23 protein-coding genes and 1 pseudogene are annotated in these 22,291 nt (G+C 43.0%); 13 read left to right on the forward strand and 11 right to left on the reverse strand.

Features of this window, described 5'->3' with window-relative positions:
* Window positions 1–41 precede the first annotated feature (41 nt).
* On the reverse strand, window positions 42–416 hold the full coding sequence (gene rsfS / locus ACFQZI_RS16660; protein ID WP_377144489.1) for a ribosome silencing factor: 375 nt from the start codon (window positions 414–416) through the stop codon (window positions 42–44).
* Window positions 417–508: 92 nt separating this feature from the next.
* Here rsfS and ACFQZI_RS16665 point away from each other — a divergent pair, with 92 nt between their 5' ends.
* The 5 genes from ACFQZI_RS16665 to pfkA all read left to right on the forward strand — a co-directional run bounded on the left by ACFQZI_RS16665 (window position 509) and on the right by pfkA (window position 4,981).
* Window positions 509–1,234 carry a biotin--[acetyl-CoA-carboxylase] ligase gene (locus ACFQZI_RS16665; protein WP_377144491.1) on the forward strand — a complete coding sequence of 242 codons (726 nt, stop codon included), beginning with the start codon at window positions 509–511 and terminating at the stop codon, window positions 1,232–1,234.
* Window position 1,235: 1 nt separating this feature from the next.
* A complete protein-coding gene (locus ACFQZI_RS16670; protein WP_377144493.1) occupies window positions 1,236–1,688 on the forward strand; it encodes a protein-disulfide reductase DsbD N-terminal domain-containing protein in 453 nt (150 codons plus the stop codon).
* 18 nt (window positions 1,689–1,706) lie between these two features.
* Entirely contained in the window at window positions 1,707–3,449 is a 1,743-nt protein-coding gene (locus tag ACFQZI_RS16675; protein WP_377144495.1) for a protein-disulfide reductase DsbD family protein, read from the forward strand.
* 71 nt (window positions 3,450–3,520) lie between these two features.
* Window positions 3,521–3,739, forward strand: a complete 219-nt coding sequence (locus tag ACFQZI_RS16680; RefSeq protein ID WP_377144497.1) for a hypothetical protein — start codon at window positions 3,521–3,523, stop codon at window positions 3,737–3,739.
* 264 nt (window positions 3,740–4,003) lie between these two features.
* Window positions 4,004–4,981 (forward strand): 6-phosphofructokinase, encoded by a 978-nt coding sequence (gene pfkA, locus ACFQZI_RS16685; protein WP_377144499.1) that lies wholly within the window; start codon window positions 4,004–4,006, stop codon window positions 4,979–4,981.
* A gap of 103 nt (window positions 4,982–5,084) precedes the next feature.
* On the opposite strand, the gene ACFQZI_RS16690 is transcribed toward pfkA, so the two are convergent.
* The gene (locus ACFQZI_RS16690; RefSeq protein ID WP_377144500.1) at window positions 5,085–6,980 is read right to left on the reverse strand and encodes an SPFH domain-containing protein; all 1,896 of its coding nucleotides are present in this window, start codon (window positions 6,978–6,980) and stop codon (window positions 5,085–5,087) included.
* 265 nt (window positions 6,981–7,245) lie between these two features.
* Between ACFQZI_RS16690 and ACFQZI_RS16695 the strand changes: the two genes are divergently transcribed.
* The 5 genes from ACFQZI_RS16695 (at window position 7,246) to rplS (ending at window position 10,166) form a co-directional block, all read left to right on the forward strand.
* Window positions 7,246–7,788 carry a 30S ribosomal protein S16 gene (locus ACFQZI_RS16695; RefSeq protein WP_377144502.1) on the forward strand — a complete coding sequence of 181 codons (543 nt, stop codon included), beginning with the start codon at window positions 7,246–7,248 and terminating at the stop codon, window positions 7,786–7,788.
* 114 nt (window positions 7,789–7,902) lie between these two features.
* Window positions 7,903–8,433, forward strand: a complete 531-nt coding sequence (gene rimM / locus ACFQZI_RS16700; protein ID WP_377144504.1) for a ribosome maturation factor RimM — start codon at window positions 7,903–7,905, stop codon at window positions 8,431–8,433.
* Between the two features lie 75 nt (window positions 8,434–8,508).
* Window positions 8,509–8,889 (forward strand): VOC family protein, encoded by a 381-nt coding sequence (locus ACFQZI_RS16705; protein ID WP_377144506.1) that lies wholly within the window; start codon window positions 8,509–8,511, stop codon window positions 8,887–8,889.
* Window positions 8,890–8,946: 57 nt separating this feature from the next.
* Window positions 8,947–9,621, forward strand: coding sequence for a tRNA (guanosine(37)-N1)-methyltransferase TrmD (gene trmD, locus ACFQZI_RS16710; RefSeq protein ID WP_377144508.1), 675 nt, complete (start codon window positions 8,947–8,949; stop codon window positions 9,619–9,621).
* Between the two features lie 197 nt (window positions 9,622–9,818).
* Complete coding sequence (gene rplS, locus ACFQZI_RS16715; RefSeq protein WP_067056587.1) at window positions 9,819–10,166, forward strand: 50S ribosomal protein L19; 348 nt, start codon at window positions 9,819–9,821, stop codon at window positions 10,164–10,166.
* A gap of 522 nt (window positions 10,167–10,688) precedes the next feature.
* Here the strand turns inward: rplS and ACFQZI_RS16720 are convergent.
* The 4 genes and pseudogenes from ACFQZI_RS16720 to ACFQZI_RS16735 all read right to left on the reverse strand — a co-directional run.
* Window positions 10,689–11,342: pseudogene (locus ACFQZI_RS16720) on the reverse strand (phosphatidylserine decarboxylase family protein); the annotation flags it as partial.
* A gap of 27 nt (window positions 11,343–11,369) precedes the next feature.
* Window positions 11,370–12,209 (reverse strand): phosphatidate cytidylyltransferase, encoded by an 840-nt coding sequence (locus ACFQZI_RS16725; protein WP_377144510.1) that lies wholly within the window; start codon window positions 12,207–12,209, stop codon window positions 11,370–11,372.
* Window positions 12,206–12,418, reverse strand: a complete 213-nt coding sequence (locus tag ACFQZI_RS16730; protein ID WP_377144512.1) for a hypothetical protein — start codon at window positions 12,416–12,418, stop codon at window positions 12,206–12,208. The genes ACFQZI_RS16725 and ACFQZI_RS16730 overlap by 4 nt, the downstream gene beginning before the upstream one ends.
* Window positions 12,399–13,382 (reverse strand): CPBP family intramembrane glutamic endopeptidase, encoded by a 984-nt coding sequence (locus ACFQZI_RS16735; protein ID WP_377144514.1) that lies wholly within the window; start codon window positions 13,380–13,382, stop codon window positions 12,399–12,401. The genes ACFQZI_RS16730 and ACFQZI_RS16735 overlap by 20 nt, the downstream gene beginning before the upstream one ends.
* Between ACFQZI_RS16735 and dusB the strand changes: the two genes are divergently transcribed.
* Complete coding sequence (gene dusB, locus ACFQZI_RS16740) at window positions 13,381–14,373, forward strand: tRNA dihydrouridine synthase DusB (protein WP_377144516.1); 993 nt, start codon at window positions 13,381–13,383, stop codon at window positions 14,371–14,373. The genes ACFQZI_RS16735 and dusB overlap by 2 nt on opposite strands.
* Before the next feature lie 45 nt (window positions 14,374–14,418).
* Complete coding sequence (gene apaG, locus ACFQZI_RS16745) at window positions 14,419–14,805, forward strand: Co2+/Mg2+ efflux protein ApaG (RefSeq protein WP_377144518.1); 387 nt, start codon at window positions 14,419–14,421, stop codon at window positions 14,803–14,805.
* Between the two features lie 260 nt (window positions 14,806–15,065).
* Here the strand turns inward: apaG and ACFQZI_RS16750 are convergent, their stop codons facing one another.
* The 3 genes from ACFQZI_RS16750 to ACFQZI_RS16760 all read right to left on the reverse strand — a co-directional run bounded on the left by ACFQZI_RS16750 (window position 15,066) and on the right by ACFQZI_RS16760 (window position 17,496).
* Window positions 15,066–15,890 (reverse strand): ion transporter, encoded by an 825-nt coding sequence (locus tag ACFQZI_RS16750; RefSeq protein WP_377144521.1) that lies wholly within the window; start codon window positions 15,888–15,890, stop codon window positions 15,066–15,068.
* A 118-nt stretch (window positions 15,891–16,008) separates the two neighbouring features.
* Window positions 16,009–16,668, reverse strand: coding sequence for a hypothetical protein (locus ACFQZI_RS16755; protein ID WP_377144523.1), 660 nt, complete (start codon window positions 16,666–16,668; stop codon window positions 16,009–16,011).
* Between the two features lie 111 nt (window positions 16,669–16,779).
* On the reverse strand, window positions 16,780–17,496 hold the full coding sequence (locus ACFQZI_RS16760; protein WP_377144525.1) for a zinc metallopeptidase: 717 nt from the start codon (window positions 17,494–17,496) through the stop codon (window positions 16,780–16,782).
* Window positions 17,497–17,585: 89 nt separating this feature from the next.
* Here ACFQZI_RS16760 and ACFQZI_RS16765 point away from each other — a divergent pair, with 89 nt between their 5' ends.
* Window positions 17,586–18,722 (forward strand): NAD(P)/FAD-dependent oxidoreductase, encoded by a 1,137-nt coding sequence (locus ACFQZI_RS16765; RefSeq protein ID WP_377144527.1) that lies wholly within the window; start codon window positions 17,586–17,588, stop codon window positions 18,720–18,722.
* Window positions 18,723–18,770: 48 nt separating this feature from the next.
* Here ACFQZI_RS16765 and ACFQZI_RS16770 read toward each other — a convergent pair whose 3' ends face one another.
* Together ACFQZI_RS16770 and recQ are read right to left on the reverse strand one after the other, a co-directional pair.
* Window positions 18,771–20,105 (reverse strand): UDP-N-acetylmuramoyl-tripeptide--D-alanyl-D-alanine ligase, encoded by a 1,335-nt coding sequence (locus tag ACFQZI_RS16770; protein ID WP_377144529.1) that lies wholly within the window; start codon window positions 20,103–20,105, stop codon window positions 18,771–18,773.
* 18 nt (window positions 20,106–20,123) lie between these two features.
* Entirely contained in the window at window positions 20,124–22,265 is a 2,142-nt protein-coding gene (gene recQ, locus ACFQZI_RS16775; protein WP_377144531.1) for a DNA helicase RecQ, read from the reverse strand.
* Window positions 22,266–22,291 lie beyond the last annotated feature (26 nt).

Consider the following 22,291-nt stretch of genomic DNA (forward strand, 5'->3'; position numbering starts at 1 on the left):
ACAAGCTCAACTTATCAATAATGTATTAATTAGGGTGTTGGTTAAGCGCTTTTATAGCTTTTTACTTCAGCATCACCCCAAAGGTCCTCAACACCATAAAACTCACGTTTATCGGTCCTGAAGATGTGTACGACAACGTCTATATAATCCAGCAGTATCCATTCGCCATGCTCAAGGCCCTCTTTTCTCCAGGGATCCTGTTGCATAACTTTATAAATTTCTTCCTCAACACTGTTTGCTATTGCTTTTACCTGTGTGGTTGAATCGGCGTGGCATATTACAAAGTAGTCTGCTACCGAGCTGTTGATATTACGGAGATCGAGCCTTACCAGATCATTACCTTTTTTTTCCTGCATACCATGAATGGCCAGCTCAGAAATATAGGTAGATTCATTTATCACTTTACTTTTTACCATTAAAAAGATTTAGTTTTGAACGATTTTGGGTTTAATAATATTATACGTTGCAAAATAACATATTTTCAGGACTATTTGTTGGACAAAATTTAGTGTCACTCAAAGAAGTTGACTCTACAAATACATTCCTTAAAAATATCCTGTCAAATTCCAAGCCAGTACCCGAAGGAACAGTCATTATGGCAGAAGACCAGTTTGCCGGCCGAGGGCAGCGGGATAACACATGGTATGCCGAACCCGGCAAAAACTTAACTTTCAGCATTCTTTTAAATCCCACCTTTTTATCGGCACAGCAGCAGTTTGATCTTACGCGCGCCATTAGCATGGGTGTATATGACGCTTTATACCCCCTGTTGCGTGACAACCTAAAAATAAAATGGCCAAATGATATTTATCACGGCGATGCGAAACTTGGAGGGATGTTGATAGAGAACATCTTACAGGGCAACCATATTAAGCATAGTATTATAGGCATAGGCTTGAATGTAAATCAGAAGAGCTTTCCGCCGGGGGCAGTTAATGCTACCTCTATAAAGAAGATATTACAAAGGGATTATGAATTAAAAAATATATTAGCTGAAATTTGTAACCATATCGAGGCTTATTACCTGCATTTGAAGGCCGGCCGCATAGATTTTGTAAGGAATTTATATTTAAGCCGGCTATATTGGTTAAACGAACAGCGTAGATTTAAGTCGAACGGAGACATTTTTAAAGGCGTTATTAAAAATGTTGAGCCCGCAGGGATGCTGGTTATTAACAAAAGCGGCCTTGAAGAAAGATATAATTTAAAGGAAATAGAATTTTTAAATAAGTAATATGAAGAGATTATTTTTAGCGGTTGTCGCATTAGTATTATCAGTAGGGGCTAAAGCGCAGGTAGAGTCACATGTAAGATGGGCCTACGCAGCCAAAAAGACCAGCCCAACAGAGGCGGTTGTTTTAATAAAGGCTACTATTGACCCGGGATGGCACATTTATTCGCAAACGGTTAAAGAAGGCGGCCCAATTAAAACCAGTTTTACTTTTGCCCCCTCGAAAGAATACGTTTTAGTTGGAAAGCCTGTCGAACCACAGCCTGTAATTAAATACGAAAAAACCTTTGGCATGAACGTCGGTTATTTTGAAAACTCAGTTGTATTTCAACAAAAAATTAAACTAAAATCGGCCAAAGCTTCTGCTGTTAAAGGCAAACTTGAGTTTATGACCTGTAGTGATTCCAGATGTCTTCAACCAGACGAGGTTGAGTTTTCTATCCCGTTAGGTAAATAATATTTAAGGCAACACAAAATGACATCAGCTACCTCGCGCAGCTCCTTTAAGCACGCTTTTCTATTTTTCGTTTTCCTGTTTTTTCTTTCCACGTTAGTACCTCAACAGCTTAAGGCGCAAACCGCCGACACCGTATCTACCAACGATGTTGAATTTACCGATGTGCCATCAGCCTCGCAGCAAATTATTGCCAACAAGAAGAAGGTAGATTCGCTGGCTAAAGTAAAAGCGGATTCGGTTAAGGCCGCGGTTGTTAATGCAAAAGCTAAGTTTAAAAATGCCGGTGCAGCGGATGCATCTGAAAGCCTTTGGCAATTATTTATAATTGGCTTTTTGGGCGGCTTTGCAGCATTTTTACTGCCATGTGTTTACCCTATGCTGCCGTTAACCGTGAGCTTTTTTACTAAGCGAGGTGGAAGCAGGGCCAATGCCATATGGCAGTCTTGTTTATACGGGCTGTCTATCATATTTATTTACGTGGTATTTGGCTTGCTGATCACCATTATATTTGGGCCGGCGGCACTTAATGGACTGGCTACAAACGGCGTCTTTAACTTCTTTTTCTTTTTGATGCTGATCGTGTTCGGGGCTTCATTCCTGGGCGCGTTTGAAATAACATTGCCTAGCTCGTTAGCTAACAAGTTGGATGCTAATTCTGATAAGGGGGGCCTTGCAGGGATCTTCTTTATGGCAGCTACTTTAGTTGTGGTTTCGTTTTCCTGTACTGGGCCTGCTATTGGCGCGGTACTTTCAAGTGCCTTTACAAAAGGCGACAGGCTTGGGCCTGCGGTAGTAATGTTTGGCTTTTCGTTAGCCATAGCATTGCCGTTCACCATATTTGCCATGTTCCCTTCTGCGCTTAAAAGCCTGCCAAAATCCGGCGGCTGGTTAAACAGCGTCAAGGTTATTTTAGGATTTATAGAGATTGCCTTCGCTTTAAAATTCTTGTCAAATGTCGATCTTGCTTACCACTGGAACTTAATAGACCGCGAAGTGGTATTATCGCTTTGGATAGCTATTGGTATATTAATGAGTTTATACCTTATCGGCAAGATCAAATTCTCGCACGATAGTGATGTGCAACACTTAACAGTAACCCGCACATTTATTGCCATGGGTATGTTTGCTTTTACGGTTTATATGATCCCCGGCCTTTGGGGAGCGCCTTTAAAAGCTATTAGCGCGTTACTGCCTCCGCTAAGCACGCAGGATTTTGATATATCCGGCGGTGGCGCTGCACCCGTTGCAACACCGACCAATACATCATCCATAAAAACAAAAAAATACGAAGAGCTTTTTAAACGCTTGCCAAAGGTAAAGGGGCTTGACGAATGGTATGATTATGATCAGGCTATACAGCTTTCAAAAGAATTGCATAAACCTGTTTTGATTGATTTTACAGGTTGGAACTGCGTTAACTGCCGAGAAATGGAGCAGAACGTATTACCCAATCCAGAGGTGCTTAAACGCCTGCAAAACGACTTTGTAATATTGCAGATGGTAATAGATGATAAAACAGAATTGCCAAAAGCGGAACAGTATGTATCTCCAGTGCAAAAAAGGGAAATAACAACTATTGGAGGCAAGTGGCTAGACCTTGAGATTAGTAAATTTAATTCCAATGCGCAACCATACTATGTGATTATTAATGAAAAGGGCGAAGTACTTGTAGAGCCTACTGGATCTACAAAAAATATTAAATCCTTTATTTCTTACCTGGATAGCGGGATAGCAGCATATAAAATTAATAGTAAGCAGTAATTTTATTAATTCAATCACAATTGCCTAATATTGTTATATTTGAATACTTAAAAACCATTTATTAAAATTCTATGAAAAATTTTGGAACCCCTCTTTCAAGGGGAGAAATGAAGAATGTTATGGGCGGATTAGCTGCTAATTGTACTACACACAGCAATTGTTCAGGTAGCACACCGATATGTGTGCTGATTTCTGGAGATTATGGACCAAATGCACTAGGTATGTGCTGTAGCGCACAACAATTACATGACAAAAACCACGCTTGTGGCGGAGCGATGTTACAGAACTAATCGTCATAAATAGGGTTTAGCTGTAATTGATTTACGAATATTTGAAGAGTATTTACTGATATTAATATGTTAAGGCGTATTATTCTTGGTTATTATGGGAATAAATATTCTAACTCTATAAAAGATCTTTCGAGATATAATCAGTGTAACCTATTAAAATTAGTGTAAATTCGCGGAACTTTACGAAAACGATGTAGCATGCTGCATAGCTTTTGTAGAGTTCTTTTTTGTTTACACTTACAAAGCGACAGCGCCCTTTTACAAATGACGCAGATCAAAAACATTGGAGTTTTTACATCTGGTGGTGATGCACCGGGTATGAACGCCGCCATCAGGGCGGTTGTACGCTCCGCAATCTATTATGGTATTGAAGTTACCGGTATCCGCAGGGGATACGAGGGAATGATAAATGGTGAATTTTTTGCCATGGACAGGAAATCTGTTTCTAATATCATTCAGCGTGGGGGTACCATTCTTAAAACTGCCCGCAGCGAACAATTCCGCACAGCCGAGGGCCGTAAATTAGCTTACGAACAGTTAAAAAAACATGGTGTTGATGCACTTGTTGCCATTGGTGGCGACGGTACCTTTACCGGTGCACGTATTTTTGGGGAAGAGTACGATTTCCCGATTGTAGGATTACCGGGCACTATAGATAACGACCTTTTAGGTACCGATTTTACCATTGGCTACGATACTGCCATTAACACTGTTATTGACGCCGTTGATAAAATCCGCGATACTGCAGAATCTCATGACCGGGTATTCATTGTTGAGGTAATGGGCCGCGACTCGGGCCTTATTGCTTTACGTACAGGTATAGCATCCGGCGCGGAAGCCATTGTAATACCCGAAAGTAAAACCAATATTGATGCCCTGTGCGAACGCCTTGAACACGGCCGTAAGGACAAGCTATCAAAAATCGTGATTGTTGCCGAAGGCGACGATGCCGGTGGCGCATTTGAGATTGGCCGCCATGTAAAAGAGCGTTTCCCGCATTATGATACCCGTGTTTCTATCCTTGGTCACATTCAGCGTGGTGGCCGCCCGTCATGCCAGGACAGGGTGTTGGCAAGCCGCGTTGGTGTAGCTGCTGTTGAGGCTTTAAGAGACGGGCACCGCAACGAAATGATAGGTGTTATACATAACGAAATATCTTACACTCCGTTTGAGCATGCCTGCAAACATAATGTGGAAATAAACCCCAAATTTTTAAAGATAGTAGAGATACTGGCGATATAAGTTTGATAATAGCATAATGAAAGAGCCGCTCAATTGAGCGGCTCTTTCATTGTATTCAAATCCGTCATCCTATGCAAACATAGGATGATGATTGGTTGCTTACTTACTCCGCTTTGGGCGTAATATCAACCACTTTTTCTTCGCCTTCGCGTTGCAGCTTTTTCAGCATTTCCGAGCCTATCAGGGCGTCTATCATGCCGTTACCGCCGCCGTTTTGGCCATTAACCAAAATCTCTGGTACCAGTTTAATACCGGCGTTAGCCAAAGCTTCGGCCACGCGGACAATGGCATATTGTTCGGTACCCATTGCTTCAGTTTTTTGTTTGGTAACCTCGGCTTCGGCTAAACCTATCGCTTTAATTTTACCTGCCTCAGCGCTACCGTTTACTTCTGTTGCATTAGCATCCGCTTTAGCGTTAATGGTTTTAGCTTCGGCATCGGCACGGGCAATAATAGTTTTGTTCTCGGCATCCGCTTTAGCGTTGATCACCCGCGATTCGGCATCACCTTTAGCGGCAGCAACTTTAGATGCAGCCATTTGCGTGTTTATCTCAACCTGGCGGGTAGATTTTACCACCTCGGGCTGCATGTCGGCACCGGCTTTGGCGCTTTCAAATTCTTTACGCTCTATCTGCGCGCTTTTTTGAATTTCGTAAGTGACGCGTTCCTGTTCGGCTATTTTACGGTCGGTAAGGGTTTTCATCAGCGCTTCGGGTGGCACAATGTCACCTATCAGCGTATCAACGCCCTCTACGTTATACTCATTCAATACCTTACTTATTTGCATACGGGCATCCTCCTGCCTTTGCGAACGAGCGGTAAGGAACTCGATAACACCACTCTTTTGCGCCGAGTTACGGAAGTAGTTAGCGATAGTAGGCTCGAGCACTTGCGATACCAGGTTCTTCATGTTACCGAAACGGGCGATAACCTTAGGCGCTTCGTTACGCGGTATGTGGATGATCTGCGAAACATCGAGGTTGAATGTAAAACCATCGGATGAACGTACGCTTATAGTACACAGGTTTTTATCAAGTTCGTGGCTTTCGGTACGGCTGTTGGCCCAGTTCAATACAATGTTGGTTGTTGGTACAATTTCTACAGTATGGGTGTAAATATTTACGGGGTGTTTGCCCGGGTCGAGCGGCTCGTCCCAAACACCTTTTTCGTATTTCTTAACGATGTTACCATGCGTAAAGCCTATACCGCTGGTATCCTTACCTTCGGGGCCTACGAAGGAGTTTACCACACCCACAAAGCCGATGTGAATATGCACCATCTCTACCTGTTCCACAATGGCAAACCACGGGTTTAGATAATAGGTGCCGGCCAGTATCACATCTTCCTGCAAGCCCTTTTTACCACCGGCTTTTATAAAAGCCATTGGGTCCTGGTAATTACGGTGGCCTTCAACCGAGCCGCCGGCAATTTCACCCTTATCAAGCGGCTCACCATCAAGTGTGGTAACTATACCAACCTTGTTTTCGTGTATGTTGGTAATAGGCACCATTACAATCTCGAACAGGAAAGTATTGATACGATAATTACCCGGCGTTAAGAATGCTGCCTGCGGGCCTTTTTGCCCGTTGTTTTCAAGAAAGGCTTGCGCATCCTGGAATTTATCGCAATCTACCGGTTTACCCAGCACACGGCCGGTATCCATCGGCGCGCCATCCTTGGCTTTTACCAGGCCCAGCCTGTCTTGCGGAACAATAGTAAATTGCTCCATAGTGATCATATATTGCCATGGCCACATGCGCCAGTAAAGGCCCGGCGCAAGGGGTTTTGCCTGCATACCGGCTTCGCCATGTATGGCAATTATGCGGCCATCGGGCAGCCGCTTATCGCCATAAAGCGTAAACTTTTTAACCACCAGCCCAATACGGTTATCGGGAACGATGATCATACCAAAAAACACCCGAAGTACAAATTTGTACATCAGAACAGCACCCACCAGCGGAAATACCCACCAGAACTGGATCAATAAATTTTGAGACATTTTGTTTAAGTGATTTTAATTAACGGAACCCTTAAGGTGCGGGCTCCTCACAATAACTTATAGCTTTATGAGACCTTGGCTATATAGCGATATTATGATTCAGATGTGATTTGCTTGTTACAAAAAATAGCGAAAATATTTTTGACAGAATAGTACATAGTTATTCATTTAGTTATAAGCCTTTTATATTAAGATAAATTTATTTACCTTTGCGTCCCCGCAGAAAGAACTCCGGGGATAATGTTGAATACATAAAAATTAAAGAATGGCAACTAAGATCAGACTGCAAAGACACGGTAAAAAAGGCAAACCTTTTTATTACATCGTAGTAGCAGATGCCCGTGCTCCAAGAGACGGTCGTTTTATTGAGCGTGTAGGTTCATACAACCCTAACACCAACCCGGCTACAATTGATATCAATTTTGATAAAACTCTTGAGTGGGTAAACAACGGCGCACAGCCAACAGACACTTGCCGTGCAATACTGTCTTACAAAGGCGTATTATACAAAAAACACTTACAGGGCGGTGTTAAAAAAGGTGCTTTAACCCAAGAGCAGGCAGATACTAAATTTGCTGAGTGGTTAGACCAAAAAGACAGCAAAATAACAGGCAAAAAATCAAACCTTAACGCTGCTAAAGACGAAGCCCGTAAATTGGCTTTAATTGCTGAAGCGAAAAAGAAAGAAGATAAAGCTGCGGCTATCGCTGCTAAAAACGCTCCTGTTGCCGAAGAAGTAGAAGAAGAAGCAACCGAGGCCCCTGCCGAAGAAGCCGCTGCTGATACTGAAGCAGAAAGCGCTGAGTAATTAGAGATAGGAGATTAGAGACGAGAGATTAAACTATTGTCGCTATCCTTAACTCAAAAACACAATAATGGCGAAGGACAATGTTCTTCGCCATTATTATTTAAAGAAACATACATGACCAATACAGCAGAATATTTTAGACTGGGCAGCATACTAAAAACAAAGGGTCTTAAAGGGGAAATGCAAGTTTACATTGATTTTGACGGCGCCGAAACCATCAAGATCAAATCGCTTTTTGTGGATGTTGCCGGTAAACTGGTGCCTTACTTTGTAAGTTCTATCAAATTTTTGCAAAAAAGCCAGGCCTACCTTAACCTGGAGGATATAGATACCATTGAGAAGGCAGCCATGCTGGTTAAAAAGGATATCTACCTCCCCAACAAGGTAAAACCTAAAAAGAAGAAGGAAGAGTTTACCCTTAAAGATGTTAAAGGCTTTATTGCGGTTGATGAAACCCATGGAGAACTGGGCGAGATACTGGACGTGATCGAATATCCGCAGCAACTCATCGCGTCTGTTAACTTTAAAAATAAAGAAGTATTATTTCCGCTTAATGTGGAGATCATTAAAGGAATTGATGTTGAAGGCGGAGAAATTTATATTGACCTGCCCGACGGTTTGCTGGATGTATACTTGGAGGGGTAAACATTAGCCCGAAATTATTTAGCATAAAAAGCGCCCGGTTTTGGGAGCTTTTGTTTTTTAAAACTAACTTTAACCATGGCAACAACATTTGCACCTATGCTTATCATCCCCAACGGGTTAACTGATGTTAGCTTTTACACTAAAGCTTTCGGCGCTGTGGAATTAAGGCGTTTTAATAATGATGATGGCACCATCCACGTGGTGGAGTTTGATCTGGACGGTTCGGTATTTCACCTGCACGAGCAATGGGAGATCAAATTGGTAAGCCCCGAGAAGGCCAGGGCAAGCACCGTATCTGTAAATATTTTTGTGGATGATGTAGATGCCGTTGTTGATCGGGCCGTTGCCGCGGGCGCCAAGGTTACCTCACCCGTTCAGGATTTTGATTACGGCTACCGGCAGGCCGATCTTATAGATATTTACGGACATTGCTGGCAAATCCAGAAAAAGATTTGAGAGGATCAAGATAAAACTAATCTCCATTCTCCAATCACTAATCACTAAATTTGCCCCATGCGTTTCGATATCATATCCGTTTTGCCAGGCCTGCTGGAAAGCCCGTTTGCCCACTCAATTTTACAACGCGCTCAAAAGAAAGGGGTTGCTGAAATTGTAGTGCATAACCTTCGCGATTACTCAACTGCGAAACAAAAAAGCGTTGACGATTATCCTTATGGTGGTGGGAGTGGCATGGTAATGACCATCCAACCCTTTGCCGATTGTATCGAAAAGCTCAAAAGCGAACGCGAGTACGACGAGATCATCTTTATGTCGCCCGATGGCGAAACGCTGAACCAGGGGATAGCCAACCAGCTTTCTATTAAACAAAATATCATCATACTTTGTGGCCATTATAAAGGGATAGATCAACGAATAAGGGATATTTATGTTACCCGCGAGATCTCGATAGGCGACTATGTACTATCTGGCGGCGAACTGCCGGCAGCTGTACTGGTAGATGCCGTGGTGAGGCTGATACCCGGCGTATTAAGCGACGAAACATCGGCATTGTCCGATTCCTTTCAGGATGATATGCTGGATGCCCCGGTTTATACGCGCCCGGCCGATTGGAACGGGCATAAGGTCCCGGACATACTATTAAGCGGCAATACACCCGAAGTTGAAAAGTGGCGTTTTGAGCAAGCGCTGGAACGGACTAAACAACGCCGACCCGATCTTTTGGAATAATCAAGTGTATAAACGGGATCGGTTAACATTCTTAAAACCATTTACATACTCAAGGCAATCAACTAAAAACCCACGCCATGTGTGGACAAAACACAATTTGTGGAAATTTTTAAAATAGGTTTTATTATTTCAAAAAATATCCCTATTATTGCACTCCGATTTTTACGGGTTAAAAATCGCTTTAAGAGCTAAAAATCATGGATTTAGTAAAATTTGTAGAAGAGCAATCAGTAGTTAAAAATACCTTCCCGTCATTTAAGGCTGGTGACACTGTTAGCGTGCATTATAAAATCAGAGAAGGTAATAAAGAACGTATCCAGGTTTACCAGGGTGTTGTTTTACAACGCAACAGCGTTGGTAACAGCGAAACCTTTACCGTACGTAAAGTGTCTAACGGTATTGGTGTTGAGCGTATCTTCCCTTACAACTCTCCAAACATCGATAAAGTAGAAGTTAACAGCGTTGGTAAAGTACGTCGCGCAAAACTTTACTACCTGCGTGCCCTTACCGGTAAAGCAGCCCGTATCAAATCAAAAAGGGTTTAATTATCTTTCGCCGCAAGGCGGATACAATATAAAAGTGTACCAAACCTGCCCGTTAAACGGGCGGGTTTTTTTGCGTTGATTGGTTTTTATTTGATTGTAATGCGCAGCGATTAATAATCATTTCACGTCATTGGTAGCACAGCGGCAATCTCCTCGTTTAAAAGGCTATGAGGCACTGGTTTTGAGATTGCCACGTCGCTATCGCTCCTCGCTATGAAACATTTAAAACAAGGCCCCGGTGTGAAACACACCGGGGCCTTGTTTTATTCAGACCAGAAATTATTTTTTATCGTCCTTTTTAGGAGTTGCTTTTGGTTTTGCAGGAGTTTTTGCTGCGGCAGGTTTTTTGGCAGGTGCAGCTGCTTTGGCAACCGGGGTAGCAGGCAGCTTTTCTTTTTCAAGATCGTGCTCAATTACTAAAGTTTCTTCACCGTGCTCGTCAGATAACGGCGTTTCTACATCGGGGATATGGGTGTTTTCAATAACGTCTGATGTTATCTCTGTTGCTGGCGCTGTGCCGACTAGTTCTGCTAATACCGTGCGACCACCTTTAACAACCTGATTAAGCTCTACGTTGATCTTGGTGCCAAGCGGGAGGAAAAGGTCTACCCTCGACCCAAATTTAATAAAGCCAAATTGCTGGCCCTGTTCAACTACATCCCCTTCTTTAACGTACCATACAATGCGGCGGGCAAGTGCGCCTGCTATTTGGCGGAACAACACTTGTACGCCCTGGCTATTTTCAGTTACAACGGTTGTACGTTCGTTCTCGGTTGATGATTTAGGGTGCCATGCCACCAGGTATTTGCCGGGGTGGTATTTAAAATATTTAACAACACCACTTATAGGGTTACGGTTTACGTGTACGTTAACCGGCGACATAAATACAGAAAGCTGGATCCTGCGGTCTTTTAAAAACTCGGTTTCATCCGCTTCTTCAATTACAACTACTTTACCATCCGCAGGGCATAAAACATGATTCTCACTGGTGGTAATAGCAAATTTAGGGTTGCGGAAAAACTGTACGATGGTTACAAAAAGCAAAAACGATAGGATGTAAACTATCCATTTTACTACGTGGGCATCGGGGAAATAAAAAGATATTAAGGCGTTCACTACAAAAATGAACAGAACGGTTAAGGCAAGTGATGTATATCCTTCTTTATGGAAAGTCATTATAATTGGGTATGTGTTTCTACAAAATTAAAAATTTACAACAAAGTACAAGTATGTATAAACAATAGGCGCGGCCATTAGCAATCCGTCAAACCTATCTAACAGGCCACCATGGCCGGGCAATATAGTGCCCGAGTCTTTAATGTTGATGCTGCGTTTAAACATCGATTCTACCAGATCGCCAAGTGTACCAAAGCACGAGATCAGTATCCCAACCGATACCCACTGCTTCCAGTCGAGCTCGGGAAAGTACAGGCTGATGATGTAGCCAACCCCGGCGCTTATTACCACACCGCCGATAAAACCTTCCCAGGTTTTTTTAGGGGAATGGCGTTCAAATAACTTGGTGCGGCCCATACTCATGCCTACGAGGTAAGCCCCGGTATCGTTAGCCCAAAGCATCAGTAAAAAGCCAAGAGGTATATGGGGACTAAAATCTTTATTGATATAAGCCAGGGCATGGAAAAAGGTAAAAGGCACTACTACAAAAACCAGCCCCATGATGGTAAATGCGATATTGGCGAAAGGCGCTACCGATATTTTAAACAGCTCCATTATAAAAACTAAGCTAATGCCGAATACAAATAAAAAGAGCAGTATATAAGCTGCGCTATGAATATTGAATGCAGGTGCGGCAAATGCGCCCGCATAGTTTAGCAATGCAATTCCACTATACAGCAATACGGCGCTAATTATACCCGCAATAATGTTAGGGGATGCTGTATCTTTTTTTATAAGCGAATAAAACTCATAAAGGCCAAAACAGCTTAGCAGTAAATAAAATGCCGAAAACACCTGGTAACCAAGTAAAAACGACCCGATCATCACTATTATAAAAAAGAAGCCTGTAATGGCGCGTGTTTTCATAAACTTATCTGGTTCAATATCATTATTTCTATAGCACTGCTAAAGTTTTCCTGGTGAACGTAAACTTCAATATCTCCAAACGCCTGGTGCGATGATGCCTGCTTATTAAGCAATACGGCATCTATCCGGTAATCGGTAAGCACCTGTTTCACAATTTCTGATTGATAAAAGTTTGATGAGGTAAAAATCTTAACCCAGTTCTTCTCCATTTAATAGGGGCTTTTGACTGCCCTGCGCTACTTTTTTGTACACTAACAGCAAAATTATAATAATTATCGCGCTAAATACATAACCCATGTAACTAAATAAGTGCGAATCATTAGGATTTAGTTGTATGTGCTTTTTTTGATAGAGAAAGGTGCCCACAACAGCTGTTGCATTATTTAAAAAGTGCCCCCAAACCGCAGGCCATATACTGCCGCTATAAGCAACAAAATAACCGAACAGCGCGCCTAATAATGTACGGGGTAAGAAGCCATAAAACTCCATGTGGAACGCGCTAAAAAGTGCCGCCGTTACCCAAATGGCAGCATGTGTGTTTTTTGTTAATTTTTGAAAGATGGTTTGCAACACCCCTCTAAACATAATTTCTTCGGCAACGGCAGTTAAAAAACCTATCAGGAATACATTTTTTAAGCAATCCCAAACAGAATCCATGTTGAGTATAGCTTCGGTAATGCGCCGGGCGTTTTCTTCGCTGTTTTTCATCCACTGTTCTAAACCACTTAGCCATCCGGGTAAAACCATTTGCTGGTTTATGTTGCTTAAAACCTCTATTAACGGCATAGATACCAGCATCACAAAAAAAGTAATAACAAGCAATAACCAGGGAAAACGGAAGCCCGGTTTAATGTAATTGGCTGTGTCTCTTAAGATCCATTTTGCAAATACAACCGGCGCTAAAAAAATTGGGGCAGTCATGGTAGCTATTTGTAAAATATAAAGCGCAGTTATACTTTGCGGGTTGCTAAGGTTTAGGCGGCCAATATCCATTAGCATACCCATGCCGTAAAAAGCAGCTATCATAGCGAAGCCCAAAAGGTTGCCGACTAAAAATATCCCACCAAAAACAGCTATAAAAAGCAATAATTGTTTTGCCGGGGACATTTGATTTACAGGGCCTTTTATCATATTGCTTAAATTTCGTAATTTTGCAGGGTTAAATATAAGCATGTCCGTACAAATAGGAAATATTGATTTAGGGGAGTTTCCGCTGTTACTTGCACCTATGGAGGACGTGAGCGATCCGCCGTTCCGTTATGTGTGTAAGCAAAACGGCGCGGATATGATGTACACGGAATTTATCTCATCTGAAGGGTTGATCCGAGATGCCGCCAAGAGCCGCCAGAAACTGGATATATTTGAATACGAACGCCCTATAGGCATCCAGATCTTTGGGAGCGACATTGACCACATGCGCGAGGCTACCGAAATAGCATCACTTGCCGGCCCCGATTTGATGGACATTAACTATGGCTGCCCTGTTAAACAAGTGGCATGCCGCGGAGCAGGCGCAAGCCTTTTGCAAGATATTGACAAGATGGTAGCCATGACCAAGGCTGTTGTAAACGCTACCCACCTGCCTGTTACCGTTAAAACACGCCTGGGGTGGGATGATAACACCAAAAACGTTTATGAGGTTGCCGAACGGCTGCAGGATGTAGGTATAAAAGCGTTAACCATTCATGGCCGTACCCGTTCGCAAATGTATAAAGGCGTTGCTGACTGGACGCTGATACATCAGATAAAGAAAAACCCGCGTATCAAGATCCCGATTTTTGGAAATGGTGATATAGATTCGCCGGAGAAAGCTGCTGAATGGCGTACGCAGTTTGAGGTTGATGGCATGATGATCGGTCGGGCCGCTATAGGATATCCCTGGATCTTCCGCGAAATAAAACATTATTTTAAAACAGGCGAACACCTGGATAAACCAACCATTGCCGAGCGGATAGACGTTTGCAAAACCCATCTGCAAAAATCAATAGAGTGGAAAGGACCTAGAACCGGCATATTTGAAATGCGCCGCCATTACAGCAATTATTTTAAAGGTGTGCCAGATTTTAAGGAGTATCGAATGAAACTTGTTACCGCCGCAACCGTAGAAGAAATTATGGATATACTGGATCAGGTAGACAGAAAATATGCTTTTGAAATGGCGTAATATTTGTTTGCATCCTATATATTTGAAATTACAAGACAATAAACAATGGCCACTATCATAACTGAAGGTGTTAAGGTTTCAGTGGAAACAATTTACCAGCCCGAATATTCTAACCCGATGAACGACCACTTTATGTTTGCCTACAGGGTAAGCATCGAGAATATGGGCAACTATGCCGTGCGCCTGGTAAGCCGCCACTGGTACATTTTCGACTCTAACGGAGCCAAGCGAGAAGTTGAAGGCGAGGGGGTAGTAGGCCAACAGCCTATTATAGAGCCGGGTAACTCACACGAATATGTTAGTGGATGTAATCTTAAAACAGATATGGGCAGCATGAAAGGCGAATACCAGATGGAGCGCCTGCTGGATAACTCCCTGTTTAATGTACAGATCCCCGAGTTTTATTTGATAGCACCTTACAGGTTAAATTAAAGAGCAGGAAATAATTTAGATACCGCCCCTACAGAAATGTTGGGGCTTTTTTATTTAAAAAACAAAAGGCTGCCCTAAGGCAGCCTTTCTAAACAACAATCAAACTATCAGATTATTCTGCCTTTTTAAGAAGCTGGCCGGCTATCTTGCGGAGGCATATGCAATACATTGTAATGCAAAATCAATAGAACGATCAATTGCATTACGCAGGCATTGTTGTTAGCGCTACACATCGATCTGATTTATTTTTTATGGCAAACTTAAAGAAGCGCCGCGCCGCAAAATTTACAAAAGGTGGCATCGCTTTCATGCCCTTCGCGGCCGCAGGATGGGCACGATTCCGTGAGTTCTTTTCTGTTTTTAGCGGCTATGGCCAAATCATGCGTAAGAATGCCGGTTGGTACAGCTATGATAGCATAGCCAATAAGCATCACAATAGATGCTACAAACTTACCTAAGGGTGTAACCGGAGATATATCGCCATAACCAACCGTAGTTATGGTAACAATAGCCCAATAAATGCTTTCGGGGATGTTGCTGAAACCGTTCTCGCGTTTCTCTACCAGGTACATTATGGACCCCAATATTACGGTGAGCGATAAAACGGTGAGTAAAAATATACTGATCTTGCGCAGGCTGCCTTTTATGGCAACTGTTAAAAAATTGATCTCTGTTAAAAAAGCCGTTAGTTTAAAGATCCTGAAAACCCGCAACAAACGCAGCGCCCTAAACACCAATAACGATTGCGCACCCATAAAGAATATACTGAGGTAAGATGGTATCAGCGCGATGAGATCAATTATACCCAGAAAGCTAAATACATAACTTATTGAGCGTTTGATACTGATAAGCCTAAGAATATATTCAATAGTGAATAGCGCGGTATAGCCCCATTCAATGTATTTAAACAGGTTGCCGTAATGCTGATGTATGCTTTCCACACTATCCAGCATCACTACAACAATGCTGGTAAAAATGGCTATCAGCAACCCTACATCAAAAGCCTTGCCTGCACGCGTGTTAGATTCATAAATGATCTCGTGCAGCCTGAAACGCCAGTCTTTACCTGTTTGGGTTGATGCCATTTTTAAATAACACAATATAAAAGGTATTGTGTGCGGACCTGATTCAGCTATAAGTGGATGTAAACAAAAAGGCCACCTTAAGGTAGCCTTTAAACACTAAACTAATTAAACTAAAAAACTATTTTTCACCGGCAATGATGTCTTCGCCGGGTAGTTTATTGTAAGCATATTCGCTTACTACAATTTCATTGGTTGCAGCATCATGGCTTAGTTTTATCCAGCCAAAATGTGGTTCGCCGTTCATTTTAATGGCAAAGCCAAGGTATTTATCTGTTTTGTTTGCCCAAAGTCCGTCTACACTTGTTTGCGATCCTGTTGATATTACGCTCAAGATAGATGCCTTTTGCTGCGGTGCTGTCAGGGTAACCTGGTTCGCATCTGTCGGCTCAATGCGTTCATCTTTAGCAAAAGGATATGCCCAAAGGCTACCGTTAACCAAACCATCGCCTTTTTTTACAAATAGTTTGTTACCACTGCTTGTTTTTCCATAGGCCGAAAGGTATAAATGCTGTTTGCCATCGCGCATAATTAATACGCTCGAAAAGCTTATATCAGTCGAGCCATCAGCATTGGCATCTAAAAATATGTTTTTGTTATACCCAACCTTCATGTTTAAGGTACGGTACACAATATGTTGAGATGATGGCTGTGTGTCGCCGGTAACCGGCGCTGTTTCTACCGGGTCGGTTGGTATTATTGGGTCGGTTTCAATCTTATCTTTTTTACATGCCTGTAGCGTAAATGCTAAGCCCAGGCAAATCCATATATATTTTTTCATAACAATATACATGACGGTAGCGTAAAGCAAAGTGTTACATCAGGGCAAAAAAAATCGCCGCGAGATATTCGTGGCGATTTTTACCAGGATATAAATTTAAAGTCTCCGAATTTAGTCCCTTCTGTTAAAAAGGAATGAAGCGTAATAAACAAGCGTAGCTAATGCGCTTAATGCTGCAACCACATATGTCATTGCGGCCCACCAAAGCGCATCTTTTGCCTGCTCATGCTCCTGACGGGTTTGCATAATAGCATAGTTATTATTTAACCAGGCCAAAGCGCGGTTGCTGGCATCAAACTCAACAGGTAAAGTAATAAAGCTAAATAGGGTAACCAATGCCAGTGCACCTACGCCAATGGCCAATACTAAAGGGTTATGCGTAAAAAACAGCAGCATAATACCAATCATCAACGTCCATTGTGTAAGGGTGGATGCCACGTTAACAACCGGCACCATTGCCGAGCGAAAGCTTAACCAGCTATATGCTTTAGCATGCTGTACGGCATGCCCGCACTCGTGCGCTGCAACAGCAGCGGCAGCAATACTGCGGCTGTGGTATACATCGGGGCTAAGGTTAACCGTTTTATCTTCGGGGTTATAGTGGTCGGTTAACTGGCCTTCTACCGAAATTATTTTTACGTCGTATATGCCGTTGTCTTTAAGCATCTGCTCGGCCACATCCCTACCGGAGAGGCCTGACAACAGCGGTACTTCTGAGTACTGCCTGAATTTGCTTTTAAAGCGCCATTGTACAATAAAGCTCACCAGCGCAATCACTATCATAAGCAGTATTGCCGAATTATAGGATATGAATAACAGGTTCATCATTTTCAATAGATTTTATTGTTAGCTATTTCAAAAAGCATTCCATGTTGGCAACAGGCAATTTCAAAACTCAAAAATGTACTTTTGGGTTAATGGATAATAACTTCTCTTACTGGGAGCGCACCGCCTATATTGATGATACCGACGTTATCATTATTGGTAGTGGCATTGTTGGCCTGAGTGCCGCACTTCATCTTAAAACGCGCGAACCGGGTTTAAAAGTATTGGTTTTAGAGCGCGGCTTTTTGCCCAGTGGCGCAAGTACAAAAAATGCGGGTTTTGCCTGTTTCGGCACAGCTTCTGAGCAGTTAGAAGCGCTAAAACATACATCAGAAGAAGAAGTTGCAAAACTTGCAAGCTATAAGTGGCATGGGTTGCAGCGCCTTCGTCAAAACCTTGGCGACGATAATATTAATTACCATCAGCATGGCGGTTATGAGTTGTTTATGAATGGTGAGGAACACCGGGCCGAGGAGGCTTTAGATCATTTACCACGCTTGAATGATTTATTAAAAGCCGCTATAGGAGGGCATGACATTTATTCAGTTGCTGATGCTAAAATTGCAGGTTTTGGTTTTAACGGCGTTAGCCGGATGATCTACAATCCCTTTGAGGGGCAGATACATACCGGTAAAATGATGAGGGCGTTATTGAATAAGTGTTATCTAAAAGATGTATTGGTATTGAACGGCTGCGAGATCTCATCAATCCACAATTATGGCGACTATATCTGCGTTAAATCTCAGCATGGCGATTTCAAGGCCCGGAAAGTTATTATGGCTACTAATGCATTTGCCCGGCAGCTCTATCCCGAATTGCATGTTAGGCCGGGCCGTGGGCAGGTGCTGGTTACCAAACCCATTCCCGGTTTAAAATTAAAGGGGACATACCACTTTCAAAGCGGGTACTACTATTTTAGGAATATTGATGGCCGTGTGCTTTTTGGCGGCGGCCGTAACCTTGATTTCGCTGCGGAAGAAACCCCGGAATTTGGACATACCGATGCCGTAAAGCAAAAGCTGACTGCCTATCTCAATGAGGTGATACTGCCCGGGCAGGGCGCCGAAATAGATTATTGGTGGAGCGGCATTATGGGCTTTGGAGAAGAACTAAGCCCAATTGTAAAACAGCTGGAACCAAATATATTTTGTGCCGTGCGCTGCAACGGTATGGGCGTAGCAATGGGTAGTTTGGTAGGAGAGGAAGTGGCGAAACTGGCTTTTAAGTAGAAAGTTTATTTATTTCAGTTGCTTATGTCTTTGCAATCGTGAACGCATTTAAAACATCTCCACCAGCCTTTCTAAAGCCATACCCCGTGAGCCTTTAATCAATATCGTTGCATTAGTTATCGGGTTTTGTTTAAGGCCTTTCATAGCGTCTTCTGCAGTTAAATAAAATGTGGTATTTATCAGGTTGGTATTATCTACCTCGGTTTGCTGGCTGGAGAAATCTTTACCTATAAAAATACGTTCGTCTACCTGCGCGCTCATGGCCTTTTGTATTACAGATGTATGCTCTACGGCCGATTCTGTACCCATTTCAAACATGTCTCCCAATATCATTACTTTATGGGCAGCTTGTAACTTATCCATATTCTCAATAGCTACAAACATGCTGCTGGGGTTAGCATTGTAAAAATCGCAGATGAGGGTATTAGTTGCCGTTTTGGTTATCTGCGACCGGTTGTTTTTAGGTTGATAGCCTTCAATGCCCTGGTCTATCTGATCTGATGACAGCCTGAATAACCGGCCGATGCAAATTGCCGCCAAAATATTATCTAAATTATATGACCCCGTTAGTTGCGATTGCACATTGTACGAAGAACATGTTTTATCGTGCCATTTTAAGGTTAGGTACGGCGAGTTGCCCAGCAATTTACCGCTTACCAAATTATCCGCATTATTATTTTGCCCGTAATAAACCACGTTATTTAAGGTGCGGGCTTTTTGCATTTCAAGCAACGTAGTGTCATCACTATTAATAATAGCGACGCGATTTTCGGCCTCTGCTAAATAATCATACAACTCTCCTTTACCTTTTTTCACCCCTTCTACACCACCAAAACCCTCCAAATGGGCTTTGCCTACGTTAGTTATTAAACCATGCGTGGGCTGTGCTATGCTACAAAGCAGCCCTATTTCTTTTTGGTGATTAGCCCCCATTTCAATCACCGCCATTTGATGACTACCATCAATTGTAAGAATAGTTAACGGCACGCCAATGTGGTTGTTAAGGTTACCCTGTGTTGCCAGCGTTTTATATTTTTGAGATAGCACGGCGTTGATCAATTCTTTGGTGGTTGTTTTGCCATTAGTGCCGGTAAGGCCAATGATAGGGATGGTCAGCTGCCTGCGGTGGTGCCTTGCCAGGTCTTGCAGGGTAGTAAGCACGTCATCAACCAATAAAAATTTTTCGTTTGTAGCATATTCCGGGTTATCAATAACGGCGTATGCTGCACCGGCTTCAAGTGCATTTTGGGCAAATGTGTTGGCGTCAAACTTATCGCCCTTTAGTGCGAAAAATAAACTGTCCGGCGCTATTTTGCGCGTATCGGTGCTAACAACGGGGTGTTGGGTAAATACCTGGTATAGTTGTTCGGTAGTTGTTTTCATGGTAAATTGTAAACTAAATTACACTTCTCTGTTCATCCAGGCAATAACGGCTTTAATTTCGCCGTAGGTGTAGGCATCGCCAAGTGCTTCTTTTATGGGCGATAGCATGGCGCTACCATAATTTTCAACCGCGTCTTTTATAGCCGGGATTTTATTCTCGTTAACAAATTCATATACATCAAGTTCGCCGGTTTGTATATAACGGCTTAAGTGGCCCTCAATTGTAGTTGGCGAGAGGCCGCGTTCGTGTGCAATTTCGGTAACGCTTTTGCCTTCTTTATATAGGTTATAGGTGAATGCAAATGTATCTGATTGCTTGCTTTTCCTGACCTTGGCTTTGCGTTCGCGCTTAACCGCTTTTTGTTTTATGCGGGATGATAAACCTTTAGCATAACTATAATTAGTTACGACCGCTAAAAATTCGCGGCCGTATTTAGCCAGCTTAACATCACCAAAGCCCGAGATGAGCCTTAGCTCATCCATTTTTTGCGGCAGGTACGTGGCTACTTCCAGCAAGGTAGCATCCGACAGGATGATGTATGCAGGCAGGTTTTCGCTAATGGCAATTTCCTGCCGCTTTTGGCGCAATTCGGCCAATAGTTCAGCTTCGTAGTTTAATACTTCCTGTTCCTGCTCGTCGGTAACCTGGCTTGCAATTAATTCAACTTTTGTTTCTCCTTTTAAAACGCCGTCGCTTTTTGGGGTGAGGCGGATGGTAGGGAAACCTTCGTCAACACTTTGCAAAAAGCCCTGCGAGATCAGCTCTCGCAGGTAGCGCTGCCAGTCGGCCTTACTTATATCCGCGCCTGCACCATAGGTTTTAAGCGCTTTATGCTCCGCCCAAATTTTTTCATTTCGCGATCCGCGTAAAAAATCAATCACATAATTGGCACCGAAACGTTCCTTTAACCGTACCACAGCCGACAGCGCTTTTTGGGCGATAAGCGTCCCGTCAAATTTGGTGAACTCGCTCAGGCAAAAATCGCACGAGCCGCAATTATCGGGGAAGGGCTCGTCAAAGTAATGCATCAGATACTGCCGGCGGCAGGCATGAAGTTGACAATAATCAACCATATCATCCAGCTTTTTAAGCATAATGGCGCTTTGTTCCTGGTTGTTTTCTACCGTAGCAAAACCACGCAGTTTAATAGCATCGCCTGGCGAGTACAATAACAGCGCGTTCGATGGCAGGCCATCCCTGCCTGCACGGCCGGTTTCCTGATAGTAGCCTTCTATATTCTTGGGCAGATCCATATGCACTACGTAACGCACATTGCTTTTGTTGATGCCCATACCAAAGGCAATGGTTGCAACAATTATCTTGATCTCGTCCTTCAGAAATGCTTCCTGGTTGCGGGCTTTAATATCGTTAGTGAGCCCCGCATGGTAAGCGGCGGCGGCGTAGCCCTCTTCTTTCAAATCATCCGCCAATGATTCCGTAGACTTCCTCGAAAGACAATAAATGATACCCGATTCGTCCTTTTTCGCCTCTAAAAAGCTCAAAAGCTGGTTAAAACTATTCTTTTTTGGAACCACCCGGTAGGTGATATTCTCGCGGTTAAATGATGAGATAAAGACTGCGGGCTGGTGCAGGTTCAGCTTTTCTAAAATGTCCTTTTGGGTAAGCTTGTCGGCGGTAGCAGTAAGGGCAATCACCGGTACGCCTGGAAATTCTTTTTTCAGCCCGGCCAGCATCAGGTACTCGGGGCGGAAATCATGACCCCATTGCGATATACAATGCGCCTCATCAATAGCTATTTGCACCACGTTAAGTGTATGCAAAAAGGCCATCATGCGGTTATCGGCGCCAAACAAACGTTCGGGGGCAATGTAAAGCAGTTTAAGCTCATTTTTCCTCAGCCTAATGGCAATATCCTTTTGCTCCTCAGGGCTTTGGCTCGAATTAAGAAATGCCGCGGGGATGCCGGAGAGGTTCAGGCTATCTACCTGGTCCTTCATCAGCGCTATCAGTGGCGATATAACTATAGTTAACCCATTAAGCAATACAGCGGGCAACTGGTAGCAAAGCGATTTACCGCCGCCGGTAGGCATTAGCGCCAGCGTATCTTTCTTATTTAAAACATTAGCTATAATAGCCTCCTGCGAAAGCCTGAATTCTGAGTATCCGAAATATTTTTGAAGGGCTTGTATAGGCGTCATGATGTTGTATGCAAAAGTGCAGATTT

The sequence above is a fragment of the Mucilaginibacter lutimaris genome, assembly GCF_042676625.1.
In the GTDB taxonomy this organism is placed as follows: Bacteria; Bacteroidota; Bacteroidia; order Sphingobacteriales; family Sphingobacteriaceae; genus Mucilaginibacter; species Mucilaginibacter lutimaris.